This window comes from Marinobacter arenosus (assembly GCF_019264345.1).
GTDB lineage: Bacteria > Pseudomonadota > Gammaproteobacteria > Pseudomonadales > Oleiphilaceae > Marinobacter > Marinobacter arenosus.
In genome coordinates this window covers 175,849-189,829 of the sequence record NZ_JAHVAO010000002.1, presented here as the reverse complement: position 1 = coordinate 189,829, position 13,981 = coordinate 175,849, and the positions used below count along the sequence as shown (strand labels likewise).

Genomic DNA, 13,981 nt, shown 5'->3' with positions numbered 1-13,981 from the left:
AAAACAGTAGGGTTTCCGTAGCGTTCAGATGCAGGTGTCGGAAGCGATGCGATTCACCCGGAGTAGGCGCGGCTCGTAACGACCGTCCTGGCGGGCCTGCAACCACCGACCGACGAGAAACCCGGCCGCCAGCCCCACCAGGGCCCCCAGCATGGCCCAGGAATCGGCGCCATCGGACAGCCGGTGCCCGACAATGCTCGCCAGCACCATCAGCAGCAGAGGCAGGGCGTAAACAATGAGCGAGGCTCCCAGCAGGGCCTGCTCGTCGATGCCCAGCGTCACCTCGTCACCGACCTGGGCCCTGACCGTATTCTCTACCAACACCTGATTGGCGCGCCCGCCGGTGGCCGACGCCAACACCCGTTGGCCACAGCCGCTTCGGGCCGAACAGCTTTCGCAGGCACTCTGGCGGATGGTCTGGACCCACACCCGATCTTCCTTCAGGGCGATCACCGTTCCGTTTTCGGTAATCATGACCCCCCCGAATGTTGCGCAAGGGCGTCACCGACCCGAACCGATTCCGCAACCTGGCGGGCGGTTTTGGGTGGTATCTCCCCAACCACGGTAACGAGGAAACTGTTGCTGCCAGCCTTGAGTTCCCGCATGTAGACGGTGGTGGCGCCAATCCGCGAAGCGCCAATCGGCATTCGGACCTGCCCCTGGGGCTCAACAAACACCGAAAAGGCAGCGACACCGTCGGAAAACGCCACCGCCCTGCCCGGACCCGAGCGGGGCGCAGCCGCGGGAACAAATCCCTCAGGATGCCAGCCCAGATCCCAGCCCTCCATGGATGACTGTTCCGCGGGCTCGCCCGAGGCAACGTTCTCCAGGCTGCGGGTGATTTCCCGCCCCTCGGTCTGGATTTCGAATTCGCTGTCGGGAATGCTGTCGGTAATGTCGAGGCTGGTGAACTGGAAATGTTCGAGAACCTTGCCGCCCGGTTCGCCAACATGGCTCTTGACCAGCAATCCGGAGTTTTTCTCGAGCCAGAGACGGTGACTGTAACGATGCGAGTCTCTGGCCGTCAGGGCAATGATCACTACTTCATAACCGGCGATCCGATCTTCACCTACCAGGTCCGCCTGATACCAGCGACTGACAGACACCAGCTCATTGGCAAACGCTTCAGCAAAGGGGCCCGAAGGAATGATCTGGTCCAGCCTGATCCGGCCCCGCTCAGGCAACACACACACCACGTTCATGCCCTTTCGGACGATTTCGCCATCGCCACCATCCTGGAGCACCAGCCGCTCTTCAACCATGCCGTTGTGGTACCGATGCGCGATGCGCATGGAGTGAACGCTATCGCCCCGGGCATAGACAAACACGCCCCGGTAGGTGGTCATGTTCAACGCCGGCCCCAGGCGCTCAAGCCACTGCATGGCCCCGGTATCCTCGGCCACAGCCGGCCGGATCGCCAGCACAAGCATGGTGACCGCCAGGAGCATCGGAATGATGGTTTTCAGGATGCCGCCACCCGATCCAGACAAGAAGCGTTTGCCGTACATGATCAGTAACCGCTACCCGACGCACTCACCAGTCGCGCATAACCAACGGAACCGCGCCCTGCCCCCACACTGTTATGCTGGGCATGCTCAAGGAGGTATCGGCTCATGTGCTCCCACTGCTCCTCATCAAGCCCCTGGAGTGCAATTTCATTGACCGGCGGCACTGCGGACGGATCAACCGGCTCCGTGGCCGCAACCGGGGTACCAGCCTCAACGTCCACCGACTCCCAGCCGGCACCCGCACCAAATCCAACCAGAAGCGCCATGGTCACCATGGCAACGGCCGGCCATTGCCAGCGGGTCGCGGGCTTCAGATCCGTCACGCTGTGGTCAGAGGACGGTCGTGGCCGCCCTTCCAACATTTCCCGTACCGCCACACTGACATCGACGCCGTCCGCCGGAGAATGACTGCTGTGCATCAGCCCTCTTACCTGCTGCCATCGCTGCCACTGCTCGCGCACCTCATCCTGCCGACCATGGGAAAGCAGGCGTCGAACCGCCAGCTCATCGGCCTCGTCGTCCATCATGGCTGAAAGTGTTTCTCTGAGACGATCGTCCATAGGATGCACCCTCAACTACGTCGCTGAATGATTGAGCAAAGGCCCGAGATGGCGGTCAACCGCATCCCGTGCCCTGAAAATTCGGGAACGCACGGTACCGATCGGGCAATCGAGTATCCGGGCGATATCCTCATAACTGAGACCGTCGTACTCCCGCAGCAGAAACGCCGAACGCAGCTCCTCCGGCAATTGGGCAATCGCTTCTGACAACGCTTTTTGTAGTTCCTCGCGCTGCAGCAGCCGTTCCGGGGAGGCAATGTCCCTGAGCCGACCACCATCGTCAAAATGCTCGGCCTCGGTCACGTCAGCACTGCCCTGGGGCCGACGCCCACGGGATTCCAGAAAATTCTTCGCCGTGTTTACAGCAATTCGATAGAGCCAGGTGTAAAAGGCGCTGTCACCCCGGAACCGATCCAGGGCCCGGAAGGCTTTGACGAAGGCTTCCTGGGTCAGATCCATGACTTCCTGACTGTCGTAAACGTAACGGCTGATGATAGACGCGACCCTCGACTGATACTTGACCACGAGCAAATCAAACGCCGCACGATCCCCGTTCCGCACCTTGCGCACAAGCTGCAGATCGGTCTGACTGTCAGAGCTTTCACCCTGTCTCTGGTCTTGGTCAGGAGTCATGGACGGTGTGCCGGGCTTCCCTGTTTTAACGGCCAGTTGACCGGTCTTCGCTAGGTTTCTTTGCGTCATCGTTGCTGTCCGGCGTCCATTCATTTAACGGGTAAAGTCACCGCTTGGGTGGCTCACCCTGTCAGGCCAAATAGACAGCACGAGCAAAGTTTAGTTCAATAGACCTCCACATTATGGCCCGCGATCACGACCCAATGCCACAGTCCTACGAATTCGATGTTCTCATTATCGGCAGTGGTGCTGCCGGCCTCACCGTTGCACTCAATTTGCCTGAGCACCTGCGCATCTGCGTACTGAGCAAGGCCGACATTTCCAGTGGCGCGACGCTCTGGGCCCAGGGCGGTATTGCGGCGGTTCTGGACGACGACGACTCCATCGAGGATCACATCCAGGACACCCTGGCCGCCGGAGCCGGACTGTGCCATGAAGACGCGGTACGGTTCACCGTCGAACATGGCCGCGAGAGCATTGACTGGCTCATCAATTCCGGCGTGGATTTCACCAAGGATGAAAACGCCCATTACCACCTGACCCGGGAAGGCGGACACAGCCACCGCCGCATCATCCACGCTGCCGATGCCACCGGCCATGCGGTATCCACCACGCTCACGGAGCAGGCTCAGTCACGCCCCAACATTGAGCTCATGTCCAGCCGGGTTGCCATCGACCTGATCACAAACCGCAAGCTGTCATTGCCGGGCAACCGTTGTGTCGGCGCCTACATCCTCAATCTTGAGGACAACCACGTTGAACTGTTCCGGGCCCGGTTTACGGTGATTGCCACGGGCGGCGCCTCCAAGGCCTATCGCTACACCACCAACCCGGACGGCGCCTCCGGGGACGGGATCGCCATGGCCTGGCGCGCGGGCTGCCGGGTTGCCAACATGGAATTCAACCAGTTCCATCCGACCTGCCTGTATCACCCGCACGCCAAATCGTTTCTGATTACGGAGGCCGTACGCGGTGAAGGCGGACTGCTGAAGCTGCCCGACGGCAGCCGCTTCATGGACCGGTTCGACGAGCGGGCCGAACTGGCGCCGAGGGATATTGTGGCCCGGGCCATTGACCATGAAATGAAACGCCTGGGTGCCGACCATCTTTACCTGGACATCAGTCATAAGCCGGCGGATTTTATCAAGCACCACTTCCCGACCATCTACGAGAAATGCCTCGGTTTCGGTATCGACATCACCCGGGAACCCCTCCCGGTCGTGCCGGCCGCCCACTACACCTGCGGCGGAATCATCACTGACGAGCGCGCCCGCTCAGACATCAACGGGCTCTATGTGGTGGGCGAGGCCGGCTTTACCGGCTTGCACGGCGCGAACCGGATGGCCAGCAACTCCCTGCTGGAGTGCCTCGTTTATGGCCGTTCCGCGGCGCAGGACATTGCCCGCCGGGAGGCGGACATCCCGCCACCGCCGGAAGCACCGGACTGGGATGAGAGCCAGGTGCGGGATTCCGACGAGGACGTGGTTATTTCCCATAACTGGGATGAGTTGCGGCACTTTATGTGGGACTATGTCGGTATTGTCAGGACCACCAAACGACTGCAGCGGGCGAAACACCGCGTTGACCTGCTGTCCCGTGAAATTGGTGAGTTCTACAGCAACTACCGGGTCTCCAACGACCTCCTGGAGTTGCGGAACCTGGTCACCGTGTCCGACCTGATTATCTGTTCTGCCCTCCAGCGCAAGGAAAGCCGGGGACTGCACTACACGCTTGATTACCCTGGTCTGACCGCTGAAGCCAAGGATACCGTACTCATTCCGACGACCTACCGTACGCTGTCTCCCTGATCGGCGATAACCTGTACCATTGACTCACACCACACCAACGGAACCTGCTATGTCCGAACATGCCGCCCCCTCCGACAACTCCGAATTCAACCGCCTGTGGTGGCACAGCCGACGCGGGATGCTTGAATTGGACGTCCTGCTGATTCCCTTTGTTGAAGAGGTCTACCGGAACCTGGAAGCCGAGGACAAGGCGCGCTACCAGAAACTGCTCAGTTGCGAAGACACCGACATGTTCGAGTGGTTCATGCAGCGCAGCCGGCCCGAAGACCCGGACCTCCAGCGCATGGTTGATATGATTCTGAATCGTGTCCAGCCGGATTGAACTGACCCTCTCTCCGTCCGTGACCATCGGCCTGCTGGCCATCGTTCCGTGGCTGGTCCTGTTCGCTTTTCTGGTTGCCGCGGCGTATGGCGGAAAAACCTGGCTCCTCGCTGGCGTGCCAGTCGCGCTGGCAGGCGCCACGATCCAGTACCGACGCTCCGGCATGCTCGTGGGCAATTCTGCTGTCACGGCACTGAGGCTTGAGCAGGGCCAGTTGAGCGCCCGCCTCGGCGACGGCCGGCAGGTTTCCGTCGAAGCTGTCGGCACCAGCCGACTTGGCCCGCGCCTTGCCCTCTTGAAACTTCGTCCGACAGGCACCAGAGTCAGGTCGTATTCCGCGATTCTTCTGGCCGATTCAACGGGCCTGCGTGGCAACGTGCCGGAAGACGAATTCCGTCGACTGCGGGTGTGGCTGAGACTGGGCAGGTCCCGGCCAACATCCCGGCGAAGCCCTCACCAGGAGTAATGCATGACCGACGCTGCCTCACCAGCATCCGGCGACACCGCTTCCACCTCGACCACTGCCTCGGCCCCCCTGCCGGAGACCGGCTGGTCGAAGCTGGGCAACCGCCTACTGGTTCGCATCAGCGGCCCCGGTACCGACAAGTTCCTCCAGGGCCAGTTCAGCCAGCACCTCGACGAGGTTGTTGCCGGTTACTCACCCCGGGCCGCAGCGGCAACGCCCAAAGGGCGAGCCTACTGCCTGACCCGGATGGTGCGGGACGGTGAAAACATCGTGATGGATCTGGACACCTCGCTGGCTGAGTCGACACTCACCCATTTGCGCAAGTACCTGATGCTGTTCCGGGGCACGTCTGCCGAACCCGTGACGGATGGTTGCGTCTTTGGCCTGTTTGGTGACTCCGAGGCGAAACGACTGGCCGGCCAGGCATTTTCAGAGCTCAAACGCCCGGGGGACTCGCTGGCGCTGAACTCCGGCTTCCTGATTCGTGTCGAACCGACCGCCGAGGGTCTGTCACGATTTGAATTCTGGCGAACTGACGAATCCGAAGCCGGCCTGGATGCCAGCAAAGAGTGCAGCCTGGCCGACTGGCAAGCGTCCGAGATTGCCGCCGGAATTGCCGCACTGACGGAAGAAACGAAAGAGGTCTTTGTGCCCCAGATGCTGAACTGGCAGCACGTTGGTGGTGTGCATTTCAAGAAAGGCTGTTACACGGGCCAGGAAATCATCGCCCGCATGCATTTTCTGGGTCAGCTAAAGAAGAGCCTCTACCGGTTCCGGCTCGACGCAGACCAGGCCCCAACACCTGGCGCGCCCATCCTGGCCGGTGACCGGTCGGTCGGCAACGTGGTCAATGCGGTGCGACTGCAAAATGGCACCTGCGAGCTTCTGGCCGTGGTCAGGCATGACGCAGCAGACGAGGACCTGACGATCGACGGCCTGGCTGACCAGACGCTGGCCCAACTGCCCCTCCCTTACGCCGTGCCCGAGCGGGAAAAAAGCCCACAGACAGATACATAAGTTGACAGGCAAAGCCGCTGCAATTTGCTATAAAGTAAGTCACTTATAGGATTTTTACGGTTGCTGGGGACTGCTGTTTGCCAGCGCCGAACATTGATAACCGGACTGCTTCTGACCATGTCAAACATCGTAGAAACCATAAAAACCGATCTGATCACCGCCATCGAAAATGACAAGCTGGTTCTTCCGACACTGCCGGAGGTAGCCCTCCAGGTTCGTGAGATTGCCGAGTCGGAAGACTCCGCGATTGCCGATCTGGTGAAAGTGATCAGTAACGATACCGCGCTCTCGGCTCGTCTCATCCGCGTATGCAACAGCCCGCTGTTCCGTGGCAGTCGCGCCATCGAGAACCTGAACATGGCGGTAAGCCGCCTCGGCATGGCCTACACCAGTAACCTTGCCATGGGCCTTGCCATGGAGCAGATGTTCCAGGCTACATCCGACATGGTCGACAAGCGCCTGCGGGCCACTTGGCAGACCAGCACGGAAGTGGCCGGCGTCTGTCATGTCCTCGCCCAGCATTACACCAAGCTCAAGGCGGACCAGGCGACATTGGCGGGTCTGGTGCATCAGATCGGCGTTCTGCCCATCCTGCGTTACGTTGAGGATCACGACATCCAGATCAGCAGCATCACGCTCGATAATGTGATCGACGAACTGCATCCCCGTCTGGGCGCCACTATCCTGAAAAAATGGGACTTCCCCGAAGAGCTGCAGAATGTGCCCCTGGAATATGCGAATTTCCAGCGTGAGGGAGCGTCTCCCGATTACGCGGACCTGGTCATGATTGCCAACCTGCAGTTGGTCGCCGGCAGTGACCACCCGTGGACCGAGATGGACTGGAACACCATTTCCGCGTTCGAACGGGTCGGGCTCGATCCGAACATCGACATGAGCGAGGAAGAAGATCTGAATGCCGAGATGGAAGCCGCGATGGCGTTGCTGCAATAGGCGCTATTTCTGGTAGCGGGCAATCAGCTCGGCTTTTGAGGGCAGCGTCCAGTCAATGGATGGCTGCCCTTTTTGTTGCAGCCAATCGTTGGCGCGGGAAAAGTGCTTGCACCCGAAAAATCCGCGGTAGGCGCTCAGCGGGGACGGGTGAGGGCCCTCCAGCACCAGGTGACGGTTGCGATCGATGTGCCGGCCCTTCTTCCGGGCGTAACTGCCCCATAGCAGGAACACCACCCCTTCCCGCTCCCGGTTGATGGTTTCGATGACCTTGTCGGTGAAGGTTTCCCAACCCTTGCCCTGGTGGGCGCCGGCCTGCCCCTGAACCACCGTCAGGACGCTGTTCAGCAACAGCACACCGTCTTCCGCCCAGGGCTGCAGGCAGCCGTGATCGGGGGCGTCGATATCCAGATCGCTCTGGATTTCCTTGAAAATGTTGACCAGTGACGGGGGAGGTGGCACATCCGGCCGGACCGAAAAACACAGGCCATGAGCCTGCCCGGGGCCGTGATAGGGGTCCTGGCCGAGAATGACCACGGACACCCGATCGAGGGGCGTGCTGTTCAGGGCATTGAAACAGTGCTGACTGGCGGGAAACAGAACCTTTCCGGCCTGCTCCTCTTCGGCCAGGAATTCCGCCAACGCACGCATGTAGGGCTGGCGGAATTCGTCGCCGAGATGATCGGTCCAGCCCCGGTCGGGTCTGAGCTGGCTCGCCAGTACCTCAACCGGATGCATGGTTACGCCTCGTCGCCTGAGCCGTGGTGCTCGGCCTTGTGTTCCGGGCGCATGTGCGGGAACAGGATGACGTCACGGATCGACGGCGAGTCGGTCAGCAGCATGGCCAGGCGATCAATGCCAATGCCCTCGCCGGCCGTGGGCGGCAGGCCGTACTCGAGCGCCATGACGTAGTCTTCGTCATAGAACATGGCCTCGTCATCGCCGGCATCTTTTTCGGCGACCTGGGCGCGGAAGCGCTCGGCCTGATCCTCGGCATCGTTCAGCTCCGAGAAACCGTTGGCAAGCTCGCGGCCACCCACGAAGAATTCGAACCGCTCGGTCACGAACGGATCATTGTCCTTGCAACGGGCCAGGGGCGAAACTTCCTTGGGATAGTCCGTGATGAAGATCGGCTGGACCAGGAGGTGCTCCGCCGTCGCCTCGAAAATCTCGATCTGCACCTTGCCCAGACCCCAGGTATCTTTCAGCTGAATACCAAGATGGCCGGCCACGCGACGGGCACTGGCTTCATCGCCGAGCTGACCCGCCTGGATATCGGGGTTGTGCTCGAGGATCGCCTCAACCACCGTCATACGGCGGAACGGCTTCCCGAAGTCGTATTCGACGGTTTCTGTCTCACCGTTGGACAGTTCACGGGTATTCACGACCGTGGTCGTGCCCAGCACCTCTTTCGTGACCTGACGCAGCATGTCCTCAGTGAGGTCCATCAGGTCGTTGTAGTCAGCATACGCCTGGTAGAACTCGACCATGGTGAATTCCGGATTGTGCCGAGTCGAGAGACCTTCGTTGCGGAAGTTGCGGTTGATCTCGAACACCCGCTCAAACCCGCCAACCACCAGGCGCTTGAGGAACAGCTCCGGCGCGATCCGAAGGTACATGTCGATGTCCAGCGCGTTGTGGTGCGTCACGAACGGACGCGCGGTGGCACCGCCCGGGATAACTTGCAGCATTGGCGTTTCGACTTCCATGAAGCCGCGGGCATTGAAATAGTTCCGCATGCTGCTGATCAGGCGGGTGCGGGCCATGAACACCTTGCGGGTGTCTTCGTTCACCATCAAATCGACGTAGCGATGACGGTAACGGGCCTCCATGTCGGTCAGGCCCTTGTGCTTCTCCGGCAATGGGCGCAGAGACTTGGTCAGCAGCACGTACTCGTCCATGGTGACGTACAGGTCGCCCTTGCCCGACTTGGTGAGCGTACCGCGAACCCCCACGATGTCGCCCAGATCCCAGTGTTTGGTGTCCTTCTGGACGTGTTTGGTGGCGTAGATCTGAATCCGCCCGGTCATATCCTGAACAACCTTGAACGCCTTGCGGTCAAGCATCATGCGGCCGGCAATCGCCACCTTGATGTCCAGCTTCTCCAGCTCTTCCTTGCTCTTCTCACCGTATTTCTCCTGCAGCTCAGCAGCGGTGCTGTCGCGGCGGAAATCGTTCGGGAAAGGATTGCCTTCGGTGCGCAGCTCGGACAGCTTGGCACGGCGCTCGGCAATCAGCTTGTTGTCCTCGTGCTGGGTGGCGCTGTGGGTTTGTTCAGTCATGTTGGCTCACTAAAGATCGGGAATTATCCGGGTTTGGGGTTGATGGCGCCGATTACAGCGCCATCTTCAGGCTGGCTTCGATGAACTTGTCGATATCACCATCCAACACCGACTGGGTGTTGCTGGTTTCAACCTTGGTTCGCAGGTCCTTGATGCGACTGTCATCCAACACGTAGGAGCGAATCTGGCTGCCCCACCCGATGTCGGCCTTGGCATCTTCGGCTTTCTGCTTCTCGGCGTTCCGCTCCTGCATCTCGCGCTCAAACAGCTTGGCCTTCAGCTGTTTCATGGCCTGGTCTTTGTTCTGATGCTGGCTTCGTCCAGCCTGGCAGGCCACGACAATCCCCGTGGGGTTGTGGGTGAGACGAACGGCAGATTCGGTGCGGTTTACGTGCTGACCACCGGCGCCGGAGGCGCGATACACGTCAACACGCAGATCCGCTGGGTTGATTTCAATCTCAAAGCTGTCATCCACTTCCGGCGAAACGAAGACCGAGGAGAACGAGGTGTGGCGCCGGTTGCCGGAATCGAACGGAGACTTCCGGACCAGACGGTGAACACCGGTCTCGGTGCGCAGCCAACCGTAAGCATAGTCGCCCTGGATGTGGATGGTGGCGCTCTTGATGCCCGCCACTTCGCCTTCCTGAAGTTCGACAATCTCCGCCTTGAACCCCCGACGCTCGGCCCAGCGCAGGTACATGCGAAGCAGCATGTTCGCCCAATCCTGAGCCTCGGTGCCGCCGGAACCGGCCTGGATGTCCAGGTAGGCATTGTTGGCATCCATCTCGCCGGAGAACATCCGGCGGAACTCAAGCTTCTCAAGCTCCTTGTCGAGCCCGTCCAGATCGGCTTCGATCTCGGCGACCGTGGCCGCGTCGTCTTCCTCGACCGCCATATCCAGCAGCCCCTCGGCGTCGCCAAGGCCACTGGTGAGGTTATCGATGGTTTTGACGATCAGCTCGAGGTCAGCCCGTTCCTTGCCCAGGCCCTGGGCCCGCTCCGGATCGTCCCAGACCGTCGGCAACTCAAGTTCGCGCTCTACTTCGACCAGACGTTCACTTCGCTGGTCGTAGTCAAAGATACCCCCTGAGCGCTTCAGTGCGCTCACGAAGCTCTTTAATCTTCGTCACAATGGGATTGATTTCCATGAAACCCTTACTCGCTCTGGAAAATGATGAGTAAAAAACAGTGGCGGGATTCTACCGGATTTCTGTAGCTAAATCAGCCGGGGTAAACCGATACGTCAGGCAGTTAAACGAGATGAGCGCAGCGAGTTCTTTTCCCGGAAGAAAGTTCAGGAAAGCGGCTCGAGATAATCCACGAGGAGCTGCAGATTGGTCCGCCCCCGGAACGTATTGGCGTCCGGCTTGTAGACAACCCGGGCCCCGGTGCGGGTGTAGTCAGGCACTTCCGGGCCGGTGTTGAAGGCAATGCCATCGATGATGCCCCCGCCCTCGGCGGGCTGCAGCACCAACTTCAAATGGTTTTCCCCGACAATGCGCTGGCTGACCACCCGGAACTCGCCATCGAAGACCGGCTCCGGGAAATGCTGGCCCCAGGGGCCGGCCCGCTTTAACAGCGCAGCGGTATCCAGGCTCAGCTCCTCGACACTCAAGGGACCGTCGGTGGTGATCGCCGCCTCCAGGTCTTCGGCTCGCAGGGTCTCCCGCACGGCCTTGTCAAAGGCGTCGGAAAACGCGTCAAGGTCCTCCCGCGCCAGAGTCATGCCGGCAGCCATGGCATGACCGCCATACTTCTTCATCATGCCCGGATTCTGGGCGTCCACTGCCGCAAGCACGTCACGAATGTGCAGACCAGGAATCGACCGGGCCGACCCCTTGATATCCTGACCGTTCTCGTCACGGGCAAAGGCAATGGTCGGACGGTGAGTCTGCTCCCGGATACGGGCCGCCAGGATACCAATCACACCCTGGTGCCACTCCGGGTCGAACAACGCAAGCCCCCAGGGTAACCCCTCGAGATCCAGAGACATTGACGCCAGCAGGTCCTGAGCCTGGGCCTTCATGTCCTTTTCGATGGTACGCCGTTCCCGATTGAAACTGTCCAACTCCCGCGCAAGGCGACGGGCCTCATCGGGGCTGTCGGCGAGCAGGCAGGCGATGCCGATGCTCATGTCATCGAGGCGCCCGGCGGCGTTCAGCCGGGGGCCCACTACAAATCCGAGGTCGGTGGAGCTGATGGCCGTATGATCCCGGCCCGCAACCTCAAGCAGCGCCAGAATACCAGGGCGCGCCTCTCCCTTGCGGATACGCCGCAAGCCCTGCTCCACGAAAATCCGGTTGTTGTGGTCCAGTGGCACGACGTCCGCGACCGTGCCCAGGGCGACAAGATCCAGGAGTACCCCGAGATTGGGTTCCGGCGCCGGCAGGCGGCCAGTCTCCCGAAGGTGTTTACGCAATCCGGTGAGGACATAGAACATTACCCCGACCCCGGCCGCATTCTTACTCAGGAAGGGGCAGCCCGGCTGGTTCGGATTCACGATGGCATCCGCATCCGGCAGGGTTTCACCGGCCAGGTGATGATCCGTAACGATCACCTTCATGCCCTGTTCCCGGGCGGCTTCGACCCCGTCAATGGCAGAAATGCCGTTATCCACGGTAACCAGCAGGTCCGGCAACTCACCCTCTTCCGCAAGTCGCTCGATGATCCCCGGCGTCAGCCCGTAGCCATCGGCAAACCGGCTGGGCACCCGAAAATCGAGCCCCTGGAGCCCGAGCATCGACAGGCCAAGCATGGCAACCGCGGTACTGGTGGCACCATCGGCATCGAAATCCCCGAGAATCAGGACTCGCTGTTGTTGCTCAATGGCGTCCGCCAGCAATTCGACGGCGCGATCGATGCCACGGAGTTCCATGGGCGAGGCCAACGACTTGAGGGTATAGCTTAGCTGCTCGTCGGAGGTAACCCCCCGGGCGGCATAGAGGCGACGCAGCAGTGGCGGGAGCTGTTGCCCCCAGGCCGGATTGCTGTCCGGCTGGGGGCGACGCAGGATCTTTTTCGGTGTCATACCGGATCAGGCATTTTTCCAGTGCTTGGCTATGAACTCCTGAACACCGGCGATGTTGTTATCCAGAACGGTATAACGCTCCTCCCGCTCAAACAGATCCGCCATGTGGGCGGGCAGCTGAGGCTTTACCGTCACGCCGGATTCGGCCACGGCATCCGGGAACTTCGCCGGATGGGCGGTGCCGAGGGTGATCATCGGCACGGAGCTGTCACGGCGGCAGTTGCGGGCCGCACGCACGCCAATGGCCGTGTGCGGGTCAAGCAGGTATTCGTTCTGCTCATGAATTTCCCGGATGGTATCGCAGGTGGCCTTGTCGTCGACCGCGTCACTGTCGAACAGCTTGCGGGCGTGACGCCAGCGGTAATCCTCAATGCTCACGGGCCCCTTGGCGGCGTTCTCCAGCAACGTCTTCACCGCCTGGCCATCACGACCGTGCAAATCAAACAGCAGGCGTTCAAAGTTGCTGGATACCATGATATCCATGCTCGGCGACAGGGTATGCTCCAGCTTGTGCTGCTCGTATCTGTTGCCGCTCATGAATCGGTGAAGAATGTCATTGCGATTGGTGGCAATCACCAACTGAGAGATGGGCAGCCCCATCTTCTTGGCCAGGTAGCCGGCGAAAATGTCACCAAAGTTACCGGTCGGCACCGAAAACGCCATGCTTCGATCGGGACCACCCAGCGCCAGGGAGGCCTGGAAGTAGTAGACGATCTGAGCCATGATCCGCGCCCAGTTGATGGAGTTCACCGCCGCAAGCTGGGTTTTGCCACCCAGGAAGCCCTGATTACCAAAGCTTTCCTTGACCATGCGCTGACAATCATCAAAATTGCCCCGCACCGCGATGTTGTGGATGTTATCGCCTTTGACCGTGGTCATCTGCCGGCGCTGAACTTCCGAGACACGCTCGTAGGGATGCAGGATGAAAATGTCGACGTGCTCGCACCGGCGGCAGCCTTCAATCGCGGCCGATCCGGTGTCGCCGGAAGTGGCGCCCATGATGACAACATGCTGCTTGCGCTTTTCCAGCACGTAATCCAGCAAGCGGCCCAGCAGCTGCAGGGCAAAATCCTTGAACGCCAGGGTCGGCCCACGGAACAGCTCCATGACCCACTCATTGGTATCCAATTGAACCAGCGGGGCCACCGCCTTGTGGCTGAACACCGAGTAGGTTTCATCCAGCATCTTGCGGAAATCGTCAGCGGGAATGGCATCGTCGACGAACGGATGCATCACGTTGAACGCCAGCTCGCTGTACGACAACCCACGCCAGCTGCGGATTTCCTCAAGACTGAAATGGGGCAGCGATTCCGGCACATAGAGCCCGCCGTCGGTCGCCAGACCGGTCAGCAGAACATCCTCAAAGCCCAGTGCGGGCGCTTCACCCCGCGTACTGATATATCTCACGA

General features: G+C 60.5%; 14 protein-coding genes. 5 read left to right on the top strand and 9 right to left on the bottom strand.

Annotation, left to right across the window (positions count from 1 at the left end; all coding sequences use genetic code 11):
• Positions 1-24: 24 nt before the first annotated feature.
• From KXD86_RS15290 to rpoE, 4 genes are read right to left on the bottom strand one after another with little or no spacing between them, the layout of a single operon-like run.
• The gene (locus tag KXD86_RS15290) at positions 25-474 is read right to left on the bottom strand and encodes a SoxR reducing system RseC family protein (protein ID WP_218637020.1); all 450 of its coding nucleotides are present in this window, start codon (positions 472-474) and stop codon (positions 25-27) included.
• Positions 471-1,508: a MucB/RseB family sigma factor regulatory protein gene (locus KXD86_RS15285; protein WP_376770985.1), complete on the bottom strand. Its 1,038-nt coding sequence runs from the start codon at positions 1,506-1,508 to the stop codon at positions 471-473. Before KXD86_RS15285 ends, KXD86_RS15290 begins: the two co-directional genes overlap by 4 nt.
• Positions 1,509-1,510: 2 nt before the next feature.
• Entirely contained in the window at positions 1,511-2,068 is a 558-nt protein-coding gene (locus KXD86_RS15280; RefSeq protein WP_218637019.1) for a sigma-E factor negative regulatory protein, read from the bottom strand.
• 15 nt (positions 2,069-2,083) lie between these two features.
• Entirely contained in the window at positions 2,084-2,701 is a 618-nt protein-coding gene (rpoE, locus tag KXD86_RS15275) for an RNA polymerase sigma factor RpoE (protein WP_218637018.1), read from the bottom strand.
• Between the two features lie 203 nt (positions 2,702-2,904).
• Here rpoE and nadB point away from each other — a divergent pair, with 203 nt between their 5' ends.
• The 5 genes from nadB (at position 2,905) to KXD86_RS15250 (ending at position 7,265) form a co-directional block, all read left to right on the top strand.
• Positions 2,905-4,509 carry an L-aspartate oxidase gene (gene nadB / locus KXD86_RS15270; protein WP_218637017.1) on the top strand — a complete coding sequence of 535 codons (1,605 nt, stop codon included), beginning with the start codon at positions 2,905-2,907 and terminating at the stop codon, positions 4,507-4,509.
• A gap of 49 nt (positions 4,510-4,558) precedes the next feature.
• Positions 4,559-4,831: an FAD assembly factor SdhE gene (locus KXD86_RS15265; RefSeq protein WP_218637016.1), complete on the top strand. Its 273-nt coding sequence runs from the start codon at positions 4,559-4,561 to the stop codon at positions 4,829-4,831.
• Entirely contained in the window at positions 4,815-5,297 is a 483-nt protein-coding gene (locus tag KXD86_RS15260; protein WP_218637015.1) for a protein YgfX, read from the top strand. Before KXD86_RS15265 ends, KXD86_RS15260 begins: the two co-directional genes overlap by 17 nt.
• A 3-nt stretch (positions 5,298-5,300) precedes the next feature.
• On the top strand, positions 5,301-6,314 hold the full coding sequence (ygfZ, locus tag KXD86_RS15255; protein ID WP_218637014.1) for a CAF17-like 4Fe-4S cluster assembly/insertion protein YgfZ: 1,014 nt from the start codon (positions 5,301-5,303) through the stop codon (positions 6,312-6,314).
• Between the two features lie 117 nt (positions 6,315-6,431).
• Positions 6,432-7,265 carry an HDOD domain-containing protein gene (locus KXD86_RS15250; protein WP_218637013.1) on the top strand — a complete coding sequence of 278 codons (834 nt, stop codon included), beginning with the start codon at positions 6,432-6,434 and terminating at the stop codon, positions 7,263-7,265.
• A gap of 3 nt (positions 7,266-7,268) precedes the next feature.
• Here the strand turns inward: KXD86_RS15250 and ung are convergent, their stop codons facing one another.
• The 5 genes from ung to thrC all read right to left on the bottom strand — a co-directional run bounded on the left by ung (position 7,269) and on the right by thrC (position 13,979).
• The gene (gene ung / locus KXD86_RS15245) at positions 7,269-8,000 is read right to left on the bottom strand and encodes a uracil-DNA glycosylase (protein ID WP_218637012.1); all 732 of its coding nucleotides are present in this window, start codon (positions 7,998-8,000) and stop codon (positions 7,269-7,271) included.
• Between the two features lie 2 nt (positions 8,001-8,002).
• A complete protein-coding gene (lysS, locus tag KXD86_RS15240; RefSeq protein ID WP_218637011.1) occupies positions 8,003-9,544 on the bottom strand; it encodes a lysine--tRNA ligase in 1,542 nt (513 codons plus the stop codon).
• Between the two features lie 52 nt (positions 9,545-9,596).
• Positions 9,597-10,692, bottom strand: a protein-coding gene (gene prfB / locus KXD86_RS15235; protein ID WP_218637010.1) for a peptide chain release factor 2 whose coding sequence is annotated in 2 segments (ribosomal slippage) — positions 9,597-10,619 and positions 10,621-10,692 — 1,095 coding nt in all. Because the reading frame shifts where the segments join, the coding sequence is not laid out codon by codon here.
• 146 nt (positions 10,693-10,838) lie between these two features.
• Positions 10,839-12,572, bottom strand: coding sequence for a single-stranded-DNA-specific exonuclease RecJ (gene recJ, locus KXD86_RS15230; RefSeq protein ID WP_218637009.1), 1,734 nt, complete (start codon positions 12,570-12,572; stop codon positions 10,839-10,841).
• Positions 12,573-12,578: 6 nt separating this feature from the next.
• Positions 12,579-13,979 (bottom strand): threonine synthase, encoded by a 1,401-nt coding sequence (gene thrC / locus KXD86_RS15225; RefSeq protein ID WP_218637008.1) that lies wholly within the window; start codon positions 13,977-13,979, stop codon positions 12,579-12,581.
• Positions 13,980-13,981 lie beyond the last annotated feature (2 nt).